18 protein-coding genes are annotated in these 17,745 nt (G+C 70.1%); 9 read left to right on the top strand and 9 right to left on the bottom strand.

What is annotated here, in order from left to right:
• The first annotated feature begins 16 nt into the window (after positions 1 to 16).
• Positions 17 to 1,015 (top strand): LacI family DNA-binding transcriptional regulator, encoded by a 999-nt coding sequence (locus ACFVRO_RS02120; RefSeq protein ID WP_386948729.1) that lies wholly within the window; start codon positions 17 to 19, stop codon positions 1,013 to 1,015.
• A gap of 112 nt (positions 1,016 to 1,127) precedes the next feature.
• Here the strand turns inward: ACFVRO_RS02120 and ACFVRO_RS02115 are convergent, their stop codons facing one another.
• The 3 genes from ACFVRO_RS02115 to ACFVRO_RS02105 all read right to left on the bottom strand — a co-directional run bounded on the left by ACFVRO_RS02115 (position 1,128) and on the right by ACFVRO_RS02105 (position 4,171).
• Positions 1,128 to 1,946: a M57 family metalloprotease gene (locus tag ACFVRO_RS02115; protein ID WP_386948727.1), complete on the bottom strand. Its 819-nt coding sequence runs from the start codon at positions 1,944 to 1,946 to the stop codon at positions 1,128 to 1,130.
• Positions 1,947 to 2,264: 318 nt separating this feature from the next.
• Complete coding sequence (locus tag ACFVRO_RS02110; protein ID WP_386948724.1) at positions 2,265 to 3,311, bottom strand: hypothetical protein; 1,047 nt, start codon at positions 3,309 to 3,311, stop codon at positions 2,265 to 2,267.
• A complete protein-coding gene (locus tag ACFVRO_RS02105; protein WP_386948721.1) occupies positions 3,299 to 4,171 on the bottom strand; it encodes a DUF1266 domain-containing protein in 873 nt (290 codons plus the stop codon). Before ACFVRO_RS02105 ends, ACFVRO_RS02110 begins: the two co-directional genes overlap by 13 nt.
• Positions 4,172 to 4,295: 124 nt before the next feature.
• Here ACFVRO_RS02105 and ACFVRO_RS02100 point away from each other — a divergent pair, with 124 nt between their 5' ends.
• Complete coding sequence (locus ACFVRO_RS02100) at positions 4,296 to 4,973, top strand: TetR/AcrR family transcriptional regulator (RefSeq protein WP_386948718.1); 678 nt, start codon at positions 4,296 to 4,298, stop codon at positions 4,971 to 4,973.
• 50 nt (positions 4,974 to 5,023) lie between these two features.
• On the opposite strand, the gene ACFVRO_RS02095 is transcribed toward ACFVRO_RS02100, so the two are convergent.
• Together ACFVRO_RS02095 and ACFVRO_RS02090 are read right to left on the bottom strand one after the other, a co-directional pair.
• Complete coding sequence (locus ACFVRO_RS02095; protein ID WP_386948715.1) at positions 5,024 to 6,364, bottom strand: uracil-xanthine permease family protein; 1,341 nt, start codon at positions 6,362 to 6,364, stop codon at positions 5,024 to 5,026.
• 89 nt (positions 6,365 to 6,453) lie between these two features.
• The gene (locus ACFVRO_RS02090) at positions 6,454 to 7,317 is read right to left on the bottom strand and encodes a phosphoribosylaminoimidazolesuccinocarboxamide synthase (RefSeq protein ID WP_386948712.1); all 864 of its coding nucleotides are present in this window, start codon (positions 7,315 to 7,317) and stop codon (positions 6,454 to 6,456) included.
• A gap of 44 nt (positions 7,318 to 7,361) precedes the next feature.
• Between ACFVRO_RS02090 and ACFVRO_RS02085 the strand changes: the two genes are divergently transcribed.
• The 6 genes from ACFVRO_RS02085 to ACFVRO_RS02060 all read left to right on the top strand — a co-directional run bounded on the left by ACFVRO_RS02085 (position 7,362) and on the right by ACFVRO_RS02060 (position 13,178).
• Complete coding sequence (locus ACFVRO_RS02085; RefSeq protein WP_223587242.1) at positions 7,362 to 7,922, top strand: GNAT family N-acetyltransferase; 561 nt, start codon at positions 7,362 to 7,364, stop codon at positions 7,920 to 7,922.
• 66 nt (positions 7,923 to 7,988) lie between these two features.
• Complete coding sequence (locus tag ACFVRO_RS02080) at positions 7,989 to 8,612, top strand: PadR family transcriptional regulator (RefSeq protein ID WP_386948710.1); 624 nt, start codon at positions 7,989 to 7,991, stop codon at positions 8,610 to 8,612.
• Complete coding sequence (locus ACFVRO_RS02075) at positions 8,609 to 10,168, top strand: DHA2 family efflux MFS transporter permease subunit (protein ID WP_386948707.1); 1,560 nt, start codon at positions 8,609 to 8,611, stop codon at positions 10,166 to 10,168. The genes ACFVRO_RS02080 and ACFVRO_RS02075 overlap by 4 nt, the downstream gene beginning before the upstream one ends.
• Positions 10,169 to 10,340: 172 nt before the next feature.
• Positions 10,341 to 10,871, top strand: a complete 531-nt coding sequence (locus ACFVRO_RS02070; protein WP_386948704.1) for a GNAT family N-acetyltransferase — start codon at positions 10,341 to 10,343, stop codon at positions 10,869 to 10,871.
• Positions 10,872 to 10,980: 109 nt separating this feature from the next.
• A complete protein-coding gene (locus ACFVRO_RS02065; RefSeq protein WP_386948701.1) occupies positions 10,981 to 12,453 on the top strand; it encodes an amino acid ABC transporter substrate-binding protein/permease in 1,473 nt (490 codons plus the stop codon).
• Complete coding sequence (locus ACFVRO_RS02060) at positions 12,450 to 13,178, top strand: amino acid ABC transporter ATP-binding protein (protein WP_105673225.1); 729 nt, start codon at positions 12,450 to 12,452, stop codon at positions 13,176 to 13,178. The genes ACFVRO_RS02065 and ACFVRO_RS02060 overlap by 4 nt, the downstream gene beginning before the upstream one ends.
• Positions 13,179 to 13,251: 73 nt before the next feature.
• Here ACFVRO_RS02060 and ACFVRO_RS02055 read toward each other — a convergent pair whose 3' ends face one another.
• From ACFVRO_RS02055 to ACFVRO_RS02040, 4 genes are all read right to left on the bottom strand, one after another.
• On the bottom strand, positions 13,252 to 14,550 hold the full coding sequence (locus tag ACFVRO_RS02055; RefSeq protein ID WP_386948698.1) for an MFS transporter: 1,299 nt from the start codon (positions 14,548 to 14,550) through the stop codon (positions 13,252 to 13,254).
• Complete coding sequence (locus ACFVRO_RS02050; protein WP_386948696.1) at positions 14,547 to 15,080, bottom strand: winged helix-turn-helix transcriptional regulator; 534 nt, start codon at positions 15,078 to 15,080, stop codon at positions 14,547 to 14,549. Before ACFVRO_RS02050 ends, ACFVRO_RS02055 begins: the two co-directional genes overlap by 4 nt.
• A gap of 148 nt (positions 15,081 to 15,228) precedes the next feature.
• Positions 15,229 to 16,506 (bottom strand): phosphoribosylamine--glycine ligase, encoded by a 1,278-nt coding sequence (gene purD / locus ACFVRO_RS02045; RefSeq protein ID WP_386948693.1) that lies wholly within the window; start codon positions 16,504 to 16,506, stop codon positions 15,229 to 15,231.
• A gap of 69 nt (positions 16,507 to 16,575) precedes the next feature.
• Positions 16,576 to 17,253, bottom strand: a complete 678-nt coding sequence (locus ACFVRO_RS02040; protein ID WP_386948691.1) for an NUDIX hydrolase — start codon at positions 17,251 to 17,253, stop codon at positions 16,576 to 16,578.
• A gap of 104 nt (positions 17,254 to 17,357) precedes the next feature.
• Here ACFVRO_RS02040 and ACFVRO_RS02035 point away from each other — a divergent pair, with 104 nt between their 5' ends.
• The gene (locus ACFVRO_RS02035; protein ID WP_386948688.1) at positions 17,358 to 17,729 is read left to right on the top strand and encodes a sterol carrier family protein; all 372 of its coding nucleotides are present in this window, start codon (positions 17,358 to 17,360) and stop codon (positions 17,727 to 17,729) included.
• Positions 17,730 to 17,745: the final 16 nt, after the last annotated feature.

Raw genomic sequence — 17,745 nt, 5'->3', positions numbered from 1 at the left:
GAGCGGGGAGCAGGCGATGGTCAGGGCGACGATCGAGGAGGTCGCGGCGGCGGCGGGGGTGTCGCGCTCGACCGTGTCCCGCGTGGTGAACGGTTCGACGTCCGTGAGCCCCGAGGCGCTCGCCGCGGTGCAGGACGCAATCGCCGAGCTGCACTACGTGCCCAACCCCGCGGCCCGCACGCTCGCCAGCAGGCAGACGAACGCGATCGCCCTGGTCGTGCCGGAGGACACCACGCGCTTCTTCGGCGACCCGTTCTTCGCGACGATCGTCTCGGGCATCAGCGCCAGGATGACGAGGTCCGACTACATCCTCAACCTCCTGATCGCGAGCGAGGAGGGCGGTGCGAAGACCGCCGGATTCGTGCGCAACGGAGGTGTCGACGGGGCGATCATCGTGTCGCACCACACCAGCGACTCCTTCGTCGACCGCATCGCCGAGGCCGTCCCCGTCGTGTTCGGCGGACGCCCGGTGCGCGCGCGCCCCGGCGACTACGTGGTGGACGTCGACAACGTGCTGGGCGGCCGCGTGGCGACGCAGTATCTGCTCGACCGGGGTCACCGGCGGATCGCCACGATCTCGGGTTCGCTCAGCATGCCCGCGGCGGTCGACCGCGTGCAGGGCTTCAGGGACGCCTTGATGGATGCCGGCATCCCCCCTGCCGCAGAGCTCGACGGCGACTTCACCGAGGAAGGCGGGGCGGAAGCCGCCCGACGTCTTCTCGCCGCGGGTTCGCCGCTCCCCGATGCCGTGTTCGTCGCGAGCGACCTCATGGCCAGGGGCGTGATGCGCGTGCTCCGCTCGGCGGGCATCCGGATCCCCGAAGACGTCGCGATCGTCGGATTCGACGACTCTCAGGTGGCGGTCGCGGTGGATCCGCCGCTGACGACCGTGCAGCAGCCGATGTACGCGCAGGGCGAGGCGATGGCTTCCGTCCTGCTCGACGTGCTCGCGGGGCGCGAGGCTCCACGGTCGACGATCCTGCCCACAGAGCTGGTGGTGCGCGCCTCGGCGTGAGACGTGGCAGCGGGGCTCTCGGCGGCGGTCTCTCCGTGTCTGCGCGCAGAAGGGGCCCGGCCGAATGGGCCGGACCCCGCTGAGACGTCACGCCGTGTTCGGGCGATGAGCCTCAGTTTCCGTACAGCGCGACGATGCCCGCGCGGTCGGTGCTGGTCATCGACAGGTCGTCGGACGAGCCGTTGCACTGCGGGTAGTGCATGATCGACGCCGAGTCGTACGGGGTCAGCGGGCGCCAGTTGTTGTCCTCGAAGCAGGTGCCGGACTCCGGACGGGTGTGCTCGTGCCGGAACCCGAGGACGTGCCCGAGCTCGTGGCCGAGGATGTTCGTCGGGGTCCAGGAGCCCGAGCTCCAGATCGAGTCGTCGATGAGGACGTTCTGCTGGCGGTCCGGCGTGCTCGGGAAGAACGCGCGGGCGATGTACTGCGTCGTCTGCACGGGCTCGACCGAGAACACGACCGATTTGTTGCGCGTCGTGCAGTTGCCGTCGGCGCTGCTCACGTACTGGAACTTGATCTTCGACGATGCGGCCTCCCAGAGCGCGGCGCCGCTGGCCATGGCGTTCACGACGTCTGCGTGACGGGTGCCGAAGGCGGTGCTGACGCAGTACGTGAGGTTGCCGACCTGCTGCGCCGACCACTTGTCGTCGGTGCCGCTGACCGTGTTGACGATGAGGCCGTCGATGGGTGTCGCCGGGCCCACGAGCACGTCGTAGAACTTCCGCAGCTCGCCGCGGTTGGAGATCACCTCGTCTCCGTTGACGATGTAGCTGCCGTCGACGTCCCGGAAGGTCGATGCGGCGAACTCCTGGAAGGTGGGCACGTCGGAGCCGTTGTCCGGACTGGTCGCAGCGGCGGCCGGGATGACCGCGCCGATGCAGAGCGCTGCTGCCGCGGTGGCGGCGAGCGCGAGTGTTCTCGTGAGTCGCATGGATGATCCTTTTCGATCTGAGCGATGCCGCACGCCCGGTCGGCGAGCGGACTCCGATCCGGAGGACGGGCTTCCTTGCGCCGCCGCCGTGCCGAAGCCCGCTCACGGTAACCGCGTCGATTCGAGCGGGTCAAGGTCGGCGACGGCGTGCCCACGAATTCTTGTACTCAGGTAAACAATTGCGTGCGCTCAGCCTGGCCGAAGGTGTCGGCCGGGCTCGACGGACGTCGAAGTCTGACGTCGGATCGAGGAAGAGGGGAACACGGGTGCGGACATTTGTTATGCCCCCCGGCCAGGTCCGCACCCGTGGGTCTGTGGTCACCCGGTGAGGGTGCGCAGGATGTCTCCGCCGAACAGCGAGAACGCCGTCACCCCGGCGGAGAGCAGCAGCACGCCGGCCGTCGCGGCGATCGCGATCACCGAGACGCCGCTGCCGCCGAGGCGCTGTCCGCGCAGTCCGACCGAGACGCCGGCCCTGGCGGCGAGCTCGCCGGCGTTGTCGTCGCGATACAGCTCGGTGCGCGCGGCGAAGCGACGGTGGAACTCCTCGGCGAGGACCACGGCCGCGGCCATCGTGTCGGCGCGATCGAAGCGCGTCCGCGCCGGCAGGTACACGTAGAGACGGTCGGAGACGAGCTCGATCTCCGCGCCGGAGCCGAGATCGAGCACGCGGGCCATGAGGTCGGGCGTGAAGATGTAGAGCGCGTCCTGCTGGTATCCCTCGGGCACGATCAGGCGGAACACCGACGCGAACTCGCCCTCGAGCTGCATCTTCGCCGCGCCACGGCCGAGGCCGAGGGTGGGGATGATGCTGCGTCGGCGGTTCGCCAGCACGATGTGGGGCACCGCCGACGGCAGCGGCAGCTCGATGAAGGCGAATGGACGCTGGATCGTCGCCGCCTCCTGGCCGCGCGCCACCGAGTGGTGCATGCCCAGTTCGAACGGCATCCGCTCGTCGTCGCAGGCGACGACCGCGCGCTCCTGTCCTCGGTTCACGCGGGCGAACGCCGCGCCGGGGCGCCGCGTGCTCTCCAGGAGATCGGCGTAAGCCCAGTCGTTGCGCCAGGCGAAGGCCGCCACCTTGACTCTGCGGCCCAGTCCGATCGCGTACCAGACGAACCCCACGGCGGCGAGCACCGTGTAGCCCACCACGAACACCCCGAGGATCGGTGCGACGGCGAGGATGTCGCTGCGCCCGAGGAACCAGAGCGCCCCGAGCATCGCCGCGGCGAACAGCAGCACCGCGACGAGGATGAACACGAAGCGGCGGTGCAGCGGCGTGCGGCAGATGCGCTCGTACGCGAGGATGTCGCGGAAGCCGGCCCCTCGTCGAAGGGGGTCGAGGTCTACGGTCACAGGCTCCATGACAGCGTCGCCCACGGACCGTTGCGCTTCGCGGTGGCCGCGGCCTGGAAGTCGACGCACCCGTCGCCGAACTTGTCGAAGGACTTCTCCTCGACCTTGCCGTCGCTCCAGTGCATCACGCGGCCGGCGATGTAGCTGAGGCCGAAGTCCGCCCACGACGAGAAGGCGGGGCGGCCCTCGACGTTGATGCGGTGGATGATCTGGCGCGCCTCGGCGACGTCGCCGTGTCCGAGCGCCACACCCCACGTGGTCATGCCCACGGCCTGGCCGAGCGCGTAGCCGTCGAGGGTCTTCACGAACAGGTCGGGCGTGACGATGTCCTTGCCGACGCGCTTGCGGATGAGGCCCTCGGTGTACTCGATCGAGGTGACGAACGTGCGCGCATCGCGCTTGTCCCCGCCCTCGGTGACGATCGCGTTCAGCCACTCCTTCGCCTTGGGGACGCGGCCGAGCTGCTCGGCGAGCTGCGCGCGCACGGCGAGGTAGAGGACCCACATCTCGCGGCGGCGGCGCACGGTGACGAGGCGTTCGATGTTGTCGAGCCAGTCCTGGCGCGTGGGGACGCCCCACTGGTCGACGAGCACCTTCTTCTCGCGGTCGCCGAGGATCGACGCCGTCGGATCGTTCCAGTGCCCGGACGGGAGGTTCACGATCTGCAGGAGGCCGAGAGCGATCTCGTTGGCCTCGGTGTCGGTGGTGGAGAACTTCTCATCGGCCTTGACCTTGAAGCCGGGCATGAGCCAGACCACGATGAAGAAGAGCACCACGGCGCCGACGATCGCCCACACCCACCACTGCGAGATGAGCCACTCGATCAGGGAGCCGAGGTCGTTGAGATCGACACGGGCGAGGGGATGCATGGGGGCTCCTGGAAGTGGGGGATCTGACGGATCCTCATAGATTGAACGATTATTCAGTGAGTAATCTATACGGTGGGGGCCGTTCAGCAAAGACACTCGTCCGCATCGCAGAGGAGGATGCCTCGTGGCACGCTCCGATGAGCAGAACCGCATCGCCAGGGAGAGGGCGCGGGAGAACATCCTGCAGGCTGCGATCACCGTGTTCTCCGAGCGAGGAGTGGCCGGCGCCAGCATCGCCGAGATCACCTCCAGGGCCGGCGTCGCCCAGGGGCTCGTGAACTACCACTTCGGCGGCAAGGAGCAGCTGGTCTCCGCCGTGATCGACCGCTGGTTCGAGACCGTGCTCTCTTTCGCCCGCGTCGACGGCACGCCGGACGAGGCGCTCGCCGCCGTGATCGACGGCGCCCTCATGGCCACGGCCTTCGCGGTGCCCCTGCAGCGGGCTGTCCTCGCGATGCAGCAGCAGCCCGCGACGCACCGGCTGTTCGCCGAGTCCGAGCGGCGTCACGCCGATGCGGTGACGGCGACGGAAGACGCCGTGCGCGACCTGTTCCGCGCGCGCGGTGCGGCAGACCCTGGTCTCGAGGAGGTCATGCTGCGCAGCCTGCTCGAGGGCGTGTTCGTGAAGTTCGCCGTCTTCGGAGACACCTATCCGCTGGAGGACGCGCGGCGCTGGGTCCGCCGCAGCTATGGGCTGCCAGAGCCCGAGGAGCCGCTGCCGCTGGCGATGCCTCCGCGGCGGGGCGAGCCGCGTCCGCGCGCGTCCGGTGCGGTGTGCCCCGACACGGGCACGGTGGGCTGAGGTGCGTGGAGGGGGACGGATGCCGCGGCATCCGTCCCCCTCCAGGCGGGTCAGGCGGGGTCGCCGCCGAGCGGGCCGACCGCGGGGATGGGGCCGCCGTCATCGGCGCCGCTCCGGCGCCAGCGGGCGATCGCGTTGCCCAGGTGGTAGATGACCAGAGCGGCGACCGTGCCCAGCACGATGGCGCCGAGCTGGAACGTGCCCCAGCTCATCATGAAGCCGGCGATCGCGATGACGAACGACACGGCGACCGTGTACTGGTTGACCGGACGCGAGAAGTCCACGCGGTTGTCGACCCAGATCTTGATGCCGATGACGCCGATAAGGCCGTACAGCGCCGTCGTCACGCCACCGAGGACGCCGGAGGGGATGCTGTTGAAGATGACGCCGACCTTCGGCGAGAACGCGAGGAGGATCGCGACGACGCCGGCCACCCAGTACGCCGCCGTCGAGTAGACGCGGGTCGCCGCCATGACGCCGATGTTCTCGCCGTAGGTGGTGGTGCCAGAGCCGCCGAAGCCGCCGGCGAGGGTGGTCGCGAGGCCGTCAGCGACGAGGGCGCGCCCGGTGTGCTTGTTGATCTCCGGGTCGTTGGTCATGGTCGCGACGCCGCGCACGTGGCCGACGTTCTCGGCGATGAGCACGAGCACGACGGGGAGGAACATCGGCACCAGCGCCCAGGCCTTCGGGTCGCCGACGGCGGCGAGGTGGAAGTCGGGAAGGCCGATCCAGGCGGCCTCCGCGACGCCGTCGAATTTCACCTGTCCGGTGAAGAGGGCGACGATGTAGCCGACGACCACGCCGAGGAAGATCGAGATGCGGCCGAGGAACCCGCGGAACAGCACGCTGAAGAGCACGACGGCGGCGAGGGTGACCGTGGCGAGCTCCGGCTGCTTCTGGAAGTTGTTCCAGGCGGCCGGCGCGAGGTTGAAGCCGATCAGGGCGACGATGGACCCGGCCACGACCGGGGGCATGAGCTTGTCGATCCAGCCGGTGCCGACGGCCTGCACGAGGAAGCCGATCGCGGCGAGCAGCACACCCGCGGCGACGACGCCGACGAGCGCCTGCGTGATCTGTTCGGCCGACTCGAGGGCCTTGCCGCCGTTGAGCGCGGTGATCGGGGCGATGAACGCGAAGGATGAGCCGAGGTAGCTGGGCAGCCTGTTGCGGGTCAGCAGCAGGAACAGCAGTGTTCCCGCGCCCGAGAAGAGCAGGGTCGTCGACACCGGGAACCCGGTGAGGATGGGGACGAGGAACGTCGCGCCGAACATCGCGACGACGTGCTGGACGCCGATCGCGATCGTGCCGGGCCAGTTCAGGCGCTCATCGGGGCGCACGACGGCGCCGGGGGCGACGGTGCGGCCGTCTCCGTGCAGCTTCCACAGGGGCATTGCGGGGCTCCTCAGGGTCGGGGGTGTCGGAGTGCTGGAGCCACACTACCGATTCCTGAGTGTTGCCTGGGTGCGCGGGATGCCGCGACTCAGGCCCCGAGGCGCTCGATCAGCTCGCGGTAGCGGGCGGCGGTGCGCTCGACGACGTCCTTCGGCAGCGCGGGCGGCTCGCCCTGCTTGTCCCAGTGCAGCGCCAGCCAGTCGCGCACGATCTGCTTGTCGAAGCTCGCCATCCGCGCGCTCGGAGTGGTGCCGACGGCCCAGGCCTCGGCATCCCAGTACCGGGAGGAGTCGCTCGTGAGCACCTCGTCGGCGAGGCGCAGGACGCCGTCGGAATCCGTCCCGAACTCGAACTTCGTGTCGGCGAGGATCAGGCCCTTCTCCTCGGCGATCGCGGCGGCCCGGCCGTAGACGGCCAGTGAGACGTCTCGCAGCTCGGCGGCGCGCTCGGCGCCGACCAGCTCGACGACCCGCTCGAAGGTGATGTTCTCGTCGTGCTCTCCCATCGGCGCCTTGTAGGCGGGGGTGAACAGCGGCTCGGGCAGGCGGTCGCCGTTCTGCAGACCGGCGGGCAGCGGGATGCCGCACACGGTGCCGCTCTCCTGGTACTCGGCCCAGCCGGTGCCGGTGATGTAGCCGCGCACGACGCACTCGATCGGCAGCATCTCGAGGGACTGCGCGAGCATGGCGCGATCGGCGACGGACGCCGGGATCTCGCCCTCCGCGAGATGGTTCGGGACGTCGGAGAGCGCGGAGAACCACCAGCGGCTGAGGCGGGTGAGCAGGGCCCCCTTCTCGGGGATGCCGGGGGACAGCACGTAGTCGAACGCGCTCACCCTGTCGGACGCCACGACGAGGATGCGCGTGTCCGCCGCATCCTCCGAGGCGTACAGGTCGCGGACCTTGCCGGAGTAGACGTGCCGCCAGCCGGGGATGCTCTGTGCTTCGCTCACCCAGCCATTATCCCGGTGTCGGAGGGTGGTCGTAGCGTGAGGGCATGCCTGAGGAGTTCTTCACCGAGCGTCTGGTGCTGACGCGACCGGCGCCCAGCGACCTCGATGAGGTCTTCGCGATCCACAACGACCCCCGCGTGTGGACCCACTTCCCGTCCCTGCGGCATCTCGACACGGAGCCGACGCTGGCGATGATGCGGAAGTGGGAGGAGGGGTGGGCGGATGCCGGACTCGGGTCCTTCGTGGCGCGGCTGCGCGAGACCGGGGAGATGGTCGGCAACGGCGGAAGCTCGGTGCGGGGTTTCGGCACCGAGGGTGCGGTGTGGAACGTCGGATACCGGATCGCGCCCGACCACCACGGGCGCGGGTATGCGACCGAACTCGCGCGGGCGGGGGTCGAGCTCGCGCGTGAACGCGTTCCGGAGTGGCCGCTCATCGCCTATCTCGTCGAGCACAACACGGCGTCGGCGCACGTCGCGGAGAAGCTGGGGCTCGAGCTGGTGCATCGCGGTCCGGATGCCGGCAACCCCGACCCCGCGGTGATGCGTCTGGTCTACGCGGACCGTCCGCTCACCGAGGCGCAGCTCGAGGTGGCGCTGCGCTGATCCGAGCTTGCCGTCGGGGTCGTTTCGGGCGTATAGTCCACGTGGACTAATTGGAATGGACTAACAATGCCGGATGCCGTCGACAAGCTCACCCCGATGGGGGTGATGGTGCTTGCGCTGCTGCGCGAGGGCGACATGCACCCCTATGAGATGGTGCGGCTGATGCGCGCGCGCCGCGACGATCGCCTGCTCCCGATCACGAACGGCACGCTCTATCACACGGTCGCGCGCCTCCAGCGGGCAGGACTGCTCGACGAGGTCGGTGTGGATCGCGACGGCAACAGGCCGGAGCGCACCACGTACACGCTGACCGCGGAGGGCCGTGAGGCCGTCATCGGCTGGGTGCGGCGCGAGCTGTCGCGCATCGACCGTCCGTCCGACTTCCGCATCGCGCTCGCCGAGGCGCACAACCTCGAACGACCAGACGCGATCGACAGCCTCCGCATCCGCCGGGCGGCTCTCGCCGATGCCCATGCCCAGCACAGCGACGGGCTGCGCGGGGCCCGCGCCAACGGGGTCCCCGAACAGGTCCTCGTCGAGTTCGAACGCCAGGAGATGCTGCTCGACGCAGAGCTCCGCTGGCTCGACTCCCTCCTCACCCGTCTCGAGGCCGCCGCGTTCCCCTGGGGACCGCACGCCTTCGAAGACACCGAACGCTATCTCGCCCAGCGAAAGGCCGCACAGCAATGACCGAATCCGCATCGACCGGGGCCGCGGCATCCGCCCCCTCGTCTTCAGGGCCGTCCACCGGCACCTACTCCGTCGGCCACCGACCGAAGAGCCCCTGGCCCGCTCTGTGGGCGCTGGTCATCGGCTTCTTCATGATCCTCGTCGACACGACCATCGTCTCGGTGGCCAACCCGGCCATCAAGGCCGCCCTCGACCCGACGACGAACAACCTCGACAACGTCGTGTGGGTCACCAGCGCCTACCTCCTCGCCTACGCCGTTCCGCTGCTCATCACCGGGCGCCTCGGTGACCGCTTCGGGCCGAAGAACATCTACCTCATCGGCCTCGCGGTCTTCACGCTGGCCTCCCTGTGGTGCGGCCTGTCGACGACGCTCGAAGGGCTGATCGTGGCCCGCGCCGTGCAGGGTCTCGGCGCCGCATTCATGACGCCGCAGACGATGGCGGTCATCACGCGCACGTTCCCCGCCGAGCGCCGGGGAGCGGCGATGGGGCTGTGGGGCGCGACCGCCGGTGTGGCGACGCTCGTCGGCCCGCTCGTCGGCGGCCTGCTCGTCGACGGCCTCGGCTGGGAGTGGATCTTCTTCGTGAACCTGCCCGTCGGCGTCATCGGCTTCGTGCTGGCGTGGATCTACGTGCCCAAGCTGGCCACGCACCCGCATCGCTTCGACGTGCTCGGCGTCGTGCTCAGCGCCGTCGCCCTGTTCCTCCTCGTCTTCGGACTGCAGGAGGGCGAGAAGTTCAAGTGGGGCGTCATCTGGGGCCCGATCTCCGTGTGGAGCCTCATCATCGCGGGCCTCGTCGTGCTGGCCCTGTTCATCGTGCAGCAGGCCCGCACGCGCAGCGAGCCGCTGGTGCCTCTCGACCTGTTCCGCGACCGCAACTTCTCGGGAGCCAACGTCGCGATCGCCGCGGTCGGCTTCACCGTGACGAGCATGTCGCTGCCGATGATGTTCTTCCTGCAGATCGCACGCGGCCTCACCCCGACCGAGGCGGCGCTGCTGATGATCCCGATGGCGGTGCTGTCCGGCGTGCTCGCGCCGCTCGCGGGCAAGCTGCTCGATCGCGTCGATCCGCGCATCATCCTGGTGCCCGGTCTGCTCTGCGTGGGCGTGGCCCTCGTCTGGTACTCGGCGCTGATCAACATGGACACCCCGATCTGGATGTTCCTGCTCCCGTCCGCCCTGATGGGCATCGGCAACGCCGGCATGTGGGGTCCCCTCGCGACGACGGCGACCCGCAAACTCCCGCCGCGCCAGGCCGGCGCCGGTGCGGGCATCTACAACACCACCCGCACGATCGGATCGGTGATCGGCTCGGCATCCATCGCGGCGTTCATGCAGTCGCGGCTGGAGGCCAACCTCCCCGGACTGTCCGACGCGGCCGGGGGCATCGGCACCGGAGGCGCGCTGCCCCCGCAGGTCGCCGACGGGTTCTCCGCGGGAATGGCGCAGGCGATCCTGCTGCCGGCCTGCGTCATGGTCGTCGCCCTCGTCGCGTCGCTGTTCCTCGGACGCTACGAGTCCGAGCCCGCGGCCGCGTCGGGAGGGAAGGGCTGACGCTCTGACGCGGCACCGGATTCCCGGCATCCGCGTCTCGACGTCCCCCTCCGAGTTCCGGCGCCCCACCTGACGCACGACAGACAGGTGGGGCGTCGGTGTCGGCCGGGGCGTCGGCGGCCGGGAGGCGGACGGGTTTGGCAGGAGCGAGCGCGTGTGATGTCATCGGGTGATGACGATCGCGCTCATCCGACCAACGACCGACCTCTATGACAGCTGGGCCGCCGCCGTGGCGGAGTTCGGCGGAGGTCACATCGACGGTTCGGGTCTGCAGGCGCCTGTCATCCCGGGGCGGGTCACCCTCGACCAGCTGATCGCGGATGCCGCACGGCTCGCCGACACCTCGATCGCGCCTCCCGAGGACCGCGTGCACAACGACCTCTACTGGATCGTCGACGACGCCGAGGTGATCGGATTCCTCTCGTTCCGCCACGACCTCAACGAGTGGCTCCGCGAGGCCGGCGGGCACATCGGCTACGCGGTGCGGGAGTCGCGTCGCCGCCAGGGCTATGCGTCGAAGGCGCTGGCCCTCGCGCTCGACCGTGCGCGCGAGATCGGGCTGGACCGCGTGCTGGTCACCTGTGACGACGACAACGTCGCCTCCGCCCGCACGATCGAGGGCGCCGGCGGTGTGCTGCAGGACGTGAGCGACCAGACCGAGCGCGGGCACGCGCTGCTGCGCCGCTACTGGATCACGCTGTAGTCAGCCCACCGGCCCTTGTGCCGGTTCTGCGTGCGAGAACGCGACCGGCGGCTAGGGTTGTTGGTCGGCGGCCAACCGGTCGTCGTCGTCGATCCCGGGAGCATCCGTCGTGATCCGCAATCCTTCCTCCGCCTCCGCGCGCCTGCGCAGGTTCGGGCGCACCGCGGGAGCAGCCGTCCTCACGGCGTTCCTCGCGGTCGGCGCCCTCCTCGTCGCGCCGACCGCGGCGACCGCCGCCGATGAGAAGTACGTCATCGGCACCGACACCACCTTCGCGCCCTTCGAGTTCACGAACTCCGACGGCCAGCTCGTCGGCATCGACATGGACCTGCTCCGCGCGATCGCGAAGGACCAGGGCTTCGAGGTCGAGATCCGTCAGCTCGGATTCGACGCCGCCGTCCAGGCGCTCCAGGCGAACCAGGTCGACGCCGTCATGGCCGGCATGTCGATCACCGACGAGCGCAAGAAGACCTTCGACTTCAGCGACCCCTACTTCACCAGCGGCATCCAGCTCGGAGTGATGAAGGACAGCGACGTCCAGTCGCTCGACGACCTCGACGGCAAGACCGTGGCCGTGAAGACCGGCACCCAGGGTCAGACCTTCGCGGAGGAGAACAAGAAGGAGTACGGCTTCACCATCACGCCGTACCAGGACACGACCGACATGGTCGACGCCGTCAAGGCGGGCCAGGCCGTCGGCTACTTCGAGGACTTCCCGGTGCTCGCCTACGGCATCCAGCAGGGGTCGGGCTTCCGTCTGGTCGGCGACCCGGAGCTCGGCGGCGAGTACGGCTTCGCGGTGAACAAGGGGCAGAACCCCGAGCTGGTCGAGATGTTCGACAAGGGCCTCGCGAACCTCAAGAAGTCGGGCGAGTACGAGACGATCGTCAACCGGTACCTCTCCGGCGGCGAGGAGTCGGCGCAGCCGACCGACATCATCTCGGTGGCCGTGAAGTACTGGCCGGCGCTCATGAGCGGTCTGTGGCTCACGATCCTCGCGACCCTCGTGGCGCTGGTCGCCGCGTTCGTGCTCGGCATCGTCTTCGGCTTCGGCCGCATCTCCGGGTTCTTCCTGTTCCGCTGGCTCGCCACCGCGTACGTCTTCGTGTTCCGCGGCACCCCGATCCTGGTGCAGGCGTTCTTCGTGTTCTTCGCTATCCCGCAGCTGTTCCCCGGGCTGACGTTCAACCCGTTCGTCGCCGGAGCGATCACCCTGTCGCTCAACACCGGCGCGTACATGACCGAGATCATCCGCGGTGGCATCCAGGCCGTAGACCCGGGCCAGAACGAGGCCTCGCGCTCGCTCGGCCTCGGCCACTGGAAGACCATGCAGAAGGTCGTGTTGCCGCAGGCGTTCCGCATCATGATCCCGTCGTTCGTGAACCAGGGCATCATCACCCTCAAGGACACGTCGCTGATCAGCGTGATCGGCCTGGCCGAGCTGACGTTCCAGTCGCGGCAGATCATCGCCTCGACCTACCTGTCTGCGCAGGTGCTGACGATCGTCGCCCTCATCTACTTCGTCGTGATCACGCTGCTCACGCTGCTCGCCAACCGCCTGGAGAGGAAGTTCACCGCATGAGCAAGATCGAAGTCCGGGACCTGCACAAGTCCTTCGGAGACAACCACGTGCTCAAGGGCATCGACCTCCGGGTGGAGGACGGCGAGGTCATCGCCGTGATCGGTCCCTCCGGCTCGGGCAAGTCCACGCTGCTGCGCTGCCTCAACAAGCTCGAGGAGCCCACCTCGGGTCACGTCATCATCGACGGCGTCGACCTGACTGACAAGAGCGTCAAGCTCGACGAGGTGCGCCAGCGCATCGGCATGGTGTTCCAGCACTTCAACCTGTTCCCGCACATGACCGTGCTGGAGAACATCACACTCGCGCCGATCGAGCTCGGTCGGCTGTCGAAGGCGGATGCACGGGCACGGGCGCTGTCCCTGCTCGACCGGGTCGGGCTCAAGGAGAAGGCGGATGCGAAGCCGGCATCCCTCTCCGGCGGTCAGAAGCAGCGTGTGGCCATCGCCCGCGCCCTGGCGATGGACCCCGAGATCATGCTCTTCGACGAGGCGACCAGCGCCCTCGACCCCGAGATGGTGGGCGAGGTGCTGCAGGTCATCCGCGATCTCGCGTCCGGCGGCATGACGATGGTGCTCGTCACCCACGAGATGGGCTTCGCCCGCGAGGTCTCCGGTCGCACCGTGTTCATGGACGGCGGCGTGGTCGTGGAGGAGGCTCCTCCCTCCGAGCTGTTCGGATCCCCGAAGAACGAGCGCCTGAAGGACTTCCTCTCGAAGGTGCTCTGAGTCGCGTCCGCGGCATCCTCCGTCGACTTCTCGTGCACTCGACGCGCCGCGAGGCGAGGCGACGCGCGCGGGGTCAGGCGCGCGGGGCGGGGGTGGGATGCCGGCGGATCGTGCCGCTCACGAGAGCCGCGACGGCGCACAGGCCGGCGGCGGCGAACCAGGCGATCGTGTACTGGCCGGTGTGGTCGCGGACCATGCCCGCGAGCACCGATGCGACGCCGGCGCCCACCTGGTGCGCGGCGAACACCCAGCCGAAGACCAGCGGACCCCGCTCGCCGAAGACCTCGCGGCACAGGGCGATCGTCGGCGGCACGGTCGCGACCCAGTCCAGACCGTAGATCACGATGAACACCACGATGCTGGGCTGCACCGACGCCGACAGCAGGCTCGGCAGGAACAGCAGGCTCACCCCGCGCAGCGCGTAGTACGCCGCGAGCAGGATGCGGGGATTCACCCGGTCGGTCAGCCACCCCGAGAGCACGGTGCCAGCGATGTCGAAGACGCCGACGACGGCGAGGAGACCGGCCGCCGTGGTCGTCGGCATCCCGTGATCGTGGGCGCTGGGGATGAAATGCGTGCCGATGAGGCCGTTGGTGGTGGCGCCGCAGATCGCGAAGCCGATCGCCAGGGCCCAGAACGTCTTGGTGCGGGCGGCGTCGCGCAGCGTCGTGAGGGCGAGTCGAGCCGCGCCCCAGGCGCTGCCGCGGGGAGCAGGGGCGGATGCCGCGACCGGCGCCGTCTCGCCGTACCGGCCGACGCCGAGGTCGGCCGGTCGGTTGCGCAGGAAGATCCACACGAGCGGGACCACGGCGAGAGCACCTCCCGCGATGATGAGCGACGCCGCACGCCAGCCCACGCCCTCCGCGGTCGCCGCGATGACCGGTAGGAAGATGAGCTGGCCGGTCGCGCTGCCGGCCGTGAGCACGCCGGAGACGAGTCCGCGACGGGTCGCGAACCACGTGTCGGTGATGGTGGCGGCGAAGACGAGGGCCATCGACCCGGTGCCGAGGCCGATCAGCACACCCCACGCCAGGATCAGCTGCGCCGGGGTGGCGACGAAGACGCTGAGCGCGGACCCCGCGCCGATGACCAGCAGTGCGGTGACGGTGACGGCGCGGATGCCGAAGCGCTGCATGAGCGCGGCGGCGAACGGAGCGGTGAGGCCGAACAGCAGGAGGTTGACGGTGACGGCGAGGGAGAGCTCCGCCGTGGTCCACCCGAACTCCTCCTGGAGCGGGAGCATCAGCACGCCGGGGGCGGCGCGGAATCCCGCGGCGCCGATCAGCGCGATCAGGGCGACGAGCGCGACGATCCAGGCGGGGTGGATGCGGCGGCGGGTGCCGGTCGGCTCCTCGACGGACTCGGCGGTCATGCGGCGCTCGATCCGGTGGTCTCGGAGGGGGAGGTCGCCCCGGTGGAGCCGGGCGCCGCGCTCGATCCGGTGAGGGCGAAGGGCTCTCCGCCCATGCTGCGGCGTGACCATCGGGTGCTGTCCGCGTCGAGGGGAGCGGCGCAGACCGCGCACCAGTCGACGGATGCCGCGGTCGCCCCGCACCGGCCGCACGTGACCGTGAGGCCCCACGGCCCGTCGGGGTCGGTGACCTGGGTGAAGCGGGCGTAGGCGTGCAGGATCGGAAGCGTGGAGCGTCCGGCATCCGTCATCCGATAGCCGGCGCGCGCCGCCGCGGGGTCTTCGCGCTCGACGAGACCCGCGTCGGTCATGGCCGTGAGCCGCCGCGAGAGCACGGAGTCGGCGGCTCCGGTAGCCGCGCGCAGCTGGTCGAAGCGCGTCCGTCCGGAGAACATCTCGCGCAGGATCAGCAGCACCCACGGGTCGGCCAGCACGTCGGCGGAGTGGGCGATCGGGCAGGTCGCCGAGGACCAGTCGGAGCGGAGCGGCATCCGCTAACTTTCTTGAAGAAAGCCAACATTGTCAATGGCGAGCGTGCGGAAATTCGGAGAATGGCAGGAATCTCGGACGATCAGGCAGGAATCCTCCGATAAACGCGCGTTCATCCGAAGAACGGATGCCGCGACACGGCGCCGCGCGCTACTCCGCGACGCGGGCGGCGATGTCGGTGCGGTAGTGCGAGCCGTCGAGGGAGATCTTCGCGATCGCCTCGTAGGCGCGGGTGCGCGCGGTGCGGAAGTCGGATGCCACGGCGACGACGTTCAGCACCCGGCCACCCGTCGCGACGAGTGAGCCCCCGGGGGCGTCGGGGCTGGCGGTCGCGGCGTGCACGAGGCGGACGCCCTCGACGGCCGCGGCATCCGCAAGGCCCTCGATCGGACGCCCGGTCTGCGGCGCCTCGGGGTAGCCCTCGCTCGCGAGGACGACGGTGATCGCGACGTCGTCGCTGAAGACGGGCTCCGGCTGGTCCTCCAGGGTGCCGGATGCCGCGGCGAACAGCAGCTCCGACAGCGGAGTGACCAGGCGCGGCAGCACGATCTGCGTCTCGGGGTCGCCGAACCGCGCGTTGAACTCGATCACGCGCACGCCGGCGGGCGTGAGGATGAGGCCCGCGTAGAGCAGTCCGATGAACGGCGTGCCCTCGGCATCCAGCCGGCGGATGACGGGAAGGGCCACGTCGCGCGTGACCTCCTCGACGAAGGCGCGCTCGCTGCCGAACTGCTCATCGAGCCAGGGCAGCGGCGAGTACGCGCCCATGCCGCCCGTGTTGGGGCCCTCGTCGCCGTCGAGAGCACGCTTGAAGTCCTGCGCGGGGCTGAGCGCGCGCACGGTGTCGCCGTCGCTGAGGAAGAACAGCGAGACCTCGGGGCCCGACAGGAACTCCTCCACGAGCACGGGGCCGGAGGGCAGGTAGTGCTCCGCGTGCGCGAGCGCCTCGGCGCGGTCGGAGGTCACGATGACGCCCTTGCCGGCGGCGAGACCGTCGGCCTTGACGACGTGCGGGGCGCCGAGCTCGTCGAATGCGGCCTCGACCTCGGCGACGGTGGCGGCGCGCACGGCGCGGCCGGTGGGGACGCCCGCGGCATCCATGATCCGCTTCGCGAACGACTTCGACCCCTCGAGCTGGGCTGCGGCCTTGCCCGGTCCGAACACGGGGACGCCGTGCGCGCGGAGCACGTCGGCGACGCCGGCGACCAGCGGAGCCTCAGGCCCCACGACGACGAGGTCGACCGCGTGCTCGTTGGCGAACGCGGTCACCGCGGCGCCGTCGAGCGGGTCTACCGTGACAGGGGTCGCGTCCTGCGCGATGCCGGCGTTGCCTGGGGCGGCGAAGATCTCGTGCTCCGTCTGCTCGGCCCGCAGGGCGAGGATGATCGCGTGCTCACGGGCACCGGAACCGAGGACGAGAATCTTCACCCGTCCAGACTACCGAGGCCGCGCGTCCGGATTTCGGACCGGGTGCGGCGGAGCCTCGGAGCGGGTGGCTCAGACCGTGACGGGCCGCTCGACCGTGGGGTCCCAGGGGATGGTCCAGCCGGTGGCGTCGAACAGCGCGTCCAGGACCATCGCGGTGAAGCCCCACACGATCGTGCCGTCCACGTCGAACGCCGGGCCCTTCCACGTGCGGCCCATGCGGCTGATCGTCGATGTGAAGCGGATGTCGGGGTCGAGCAGGTGTGCGACGGGCACGCGGAACACCTCGACGGTCTCGGCGTGATCGACCGCGACGACCCGCGACGGCGACCGCCACCAGCCGAGCACGGGCGTCACGAGGTGGTTGCTCGCGGCGAGGGGCAGCTCCGACAGTGTCGCGAGCACCTCGACGCCCGCGGGGTCGAGTCCGGTCTCCTCCTCGGCTTCGCGCAGCGCCGTGGCGACGGCATCCGCGTCCTGCTCCTCCCTGCGCCCGCCGGGGAACGACACCTGGCCGGGGTGAGACGAGAGCGTGGCCGCTCGTCGCTGCAGCAGCACGTCGAGGTCGGCCGCCACCGTCAGCTCGTCGGTGCGGGCGGGGATGCTGTCGAGCCTGCCGAACAGCACCAGGACGGATGCCGCGTGCGCGCCGTCGTCGGTCGGAGGGAACGGCGCTGCCCAGCGCGCGCTGCGCTGCGCCGCCGCGAGCAGCTCGGCGCGCGCCCCGTGCAGGGTCTCGTTCGGAGTCATCGCTTCGAGCCTAAGCCTGCGGGCAGGGGTGGGGCGCGGATCTTGTGCGCTCCCGACAAGCACCGGCACCGCCGAGCGGGCGCCCCGCCGCGTACCCTGATCCCATGCCCCCGAAGAGGATCGACATCATCGACGGACGTGCGGCGCTCGCCGCCGTCGGCGCCGCGGATGCCGCGGGTGAGAAGCCGGCGCGCACCGCCCTGGCGACGGCCGTGCGCTATCTGCTGCAGCTGCTCGACGAGAAGGCGCCGGGCAACAGCGTGGAGGTGCGCGTCCCGCCGTTCGGCGCCGTGCAGGTCATCCAGGGGCCGCGGCACACGCGCGGGACCCCGCCGAACGTGGTCGAGATGGACGCCGCCACCTGGATCGCCGTCGCGACCGGGACGGAGCGATGGGCGGATGCCGCGGCATCCGGTCGCGTCCAGGCATCCGGCACCCGCGCCGACCTGGCCGAGGTGCTGCCCCTGCGTCCCTGACCCGGTCGCACCTGCC

Origin of the sequence: Microbacterium sp. NPDC057944, from assembly GCF_042887445.1 — a bacterium.
GTDB lineage: Bacteria > Actinomycetota > Actinomycetes > Actinomycetales > Microbacteriaceae > Microbacterium > Microbacterium natoriense.
This window is presented reverse-complemented; position numbering and strand designations above follow the sequence as displayed.

Excerpts from the sequence above, each read along its gene's own strand:
- ACFVRO_RS02120 (WP_386948729.1), top strand. The coding sequence starts at position 17 with ATGGTCAGGGCGACGATCGAGGAGGTCGCGGCGGCGGCGGGGGTGTCG.
- ACFVRO_RS02115 (WP_386948727.1), bottom strand. The coding sequence starts at position 1,946 with ATGCGACTCACGAGAACACTCGCGCTCGCCGCCACCGCGGCAGCAGCG.
- ACFVRO_RS02060 (WP_105673225.1), top strand. The coding sequence starts at position 12,450 with ATGAGCAAGATCGAAGTCCGGGACCTGCACAAGTCCTTCGGAGACAAC.
- ACFVRO_RS02055 (WP_386948698.1), bottom strand. The coding sequence starts at position 14,550 with ATGACCGCCGAGTCCGTCGAGGAGCCGACCGGCACCCGCCGCCGCATC.
- ACFVRO_RS02095 (WP_386948715.1), bottom strand. The coding sequence starts at position 6,364 with ATGCCCCTGTGGAAGCTGCACGGAGACGGCCGCACCGTCGCCCCCGGC.
- ACFVRO_RS02080 (WP_386948710.1), top strand. The coding sequence starts at position 7,989 with ATGCCGGATGCCGTCGACAAGCTCACCCCGATGGGGGTGATGGTGCTT.
- ACFVRO_RS02040 (WP_386948691.1), bottom strand. The coding sequence starts at position 17,253 with ATGACTCCGAACGAGACCCTGCACGGGGCGCGCGCCGAGCTGCTCGCG.
- ACFVRO_RS02050 (WP_386948696.1), bottom strand. The coding sequence starts at position 15,080 with ATGCCGCTCCGCTCCGACTGGTCCTCGGCGACCTGCCCGATCGCCCAC.
- ACFVRO_RS02075 (WP_386948707.1), top strand. The coding sequence starts at position 8,609 with ATGACCGAATCCGCATCGACCGGGGCCGCGGCATCCGCCCCCTCGTCT.
- ACFVRO_RS02110 (WP_386948724.1), bottom strand. The coding sequence starts at position 3,311 with ATGGAGCCTGTGACCGTAGACCTCGACCCCCTTCGACGAGGGGCCGGC.
- ACFVRO_RS02070 (WP_386948704.1), top strand. The coding sequence starts at position 10,341 with ATGACGATCGCGCTCATCCGACCAACGACCGACCTCTATGACAGCTGG.
- ACFVRO_RS02035 (WP_386948688.1), top strand. The coding sequence starts at position 17,358 with ATGCCCCCGAAGAGGATCGACATCATCGACGGACGTGCGGCGCTCGCC.
- ACFVRO_RS02085 (WP_223587242.1), top strand. The coding sequence starts at position 7,362 with ATGCCTGAGGAGTTCTTCACCGAGCGTCTGGTGCTGACGCGACCGGCG.
- ACFVRO_RS02105 (WP_386948721.1), bottom strand. The coding sequence starts at position 4,171 with ATGCATCCCCTCGCCCGTGTCGATCTCAACGACCTCGGCTCCCTGATC.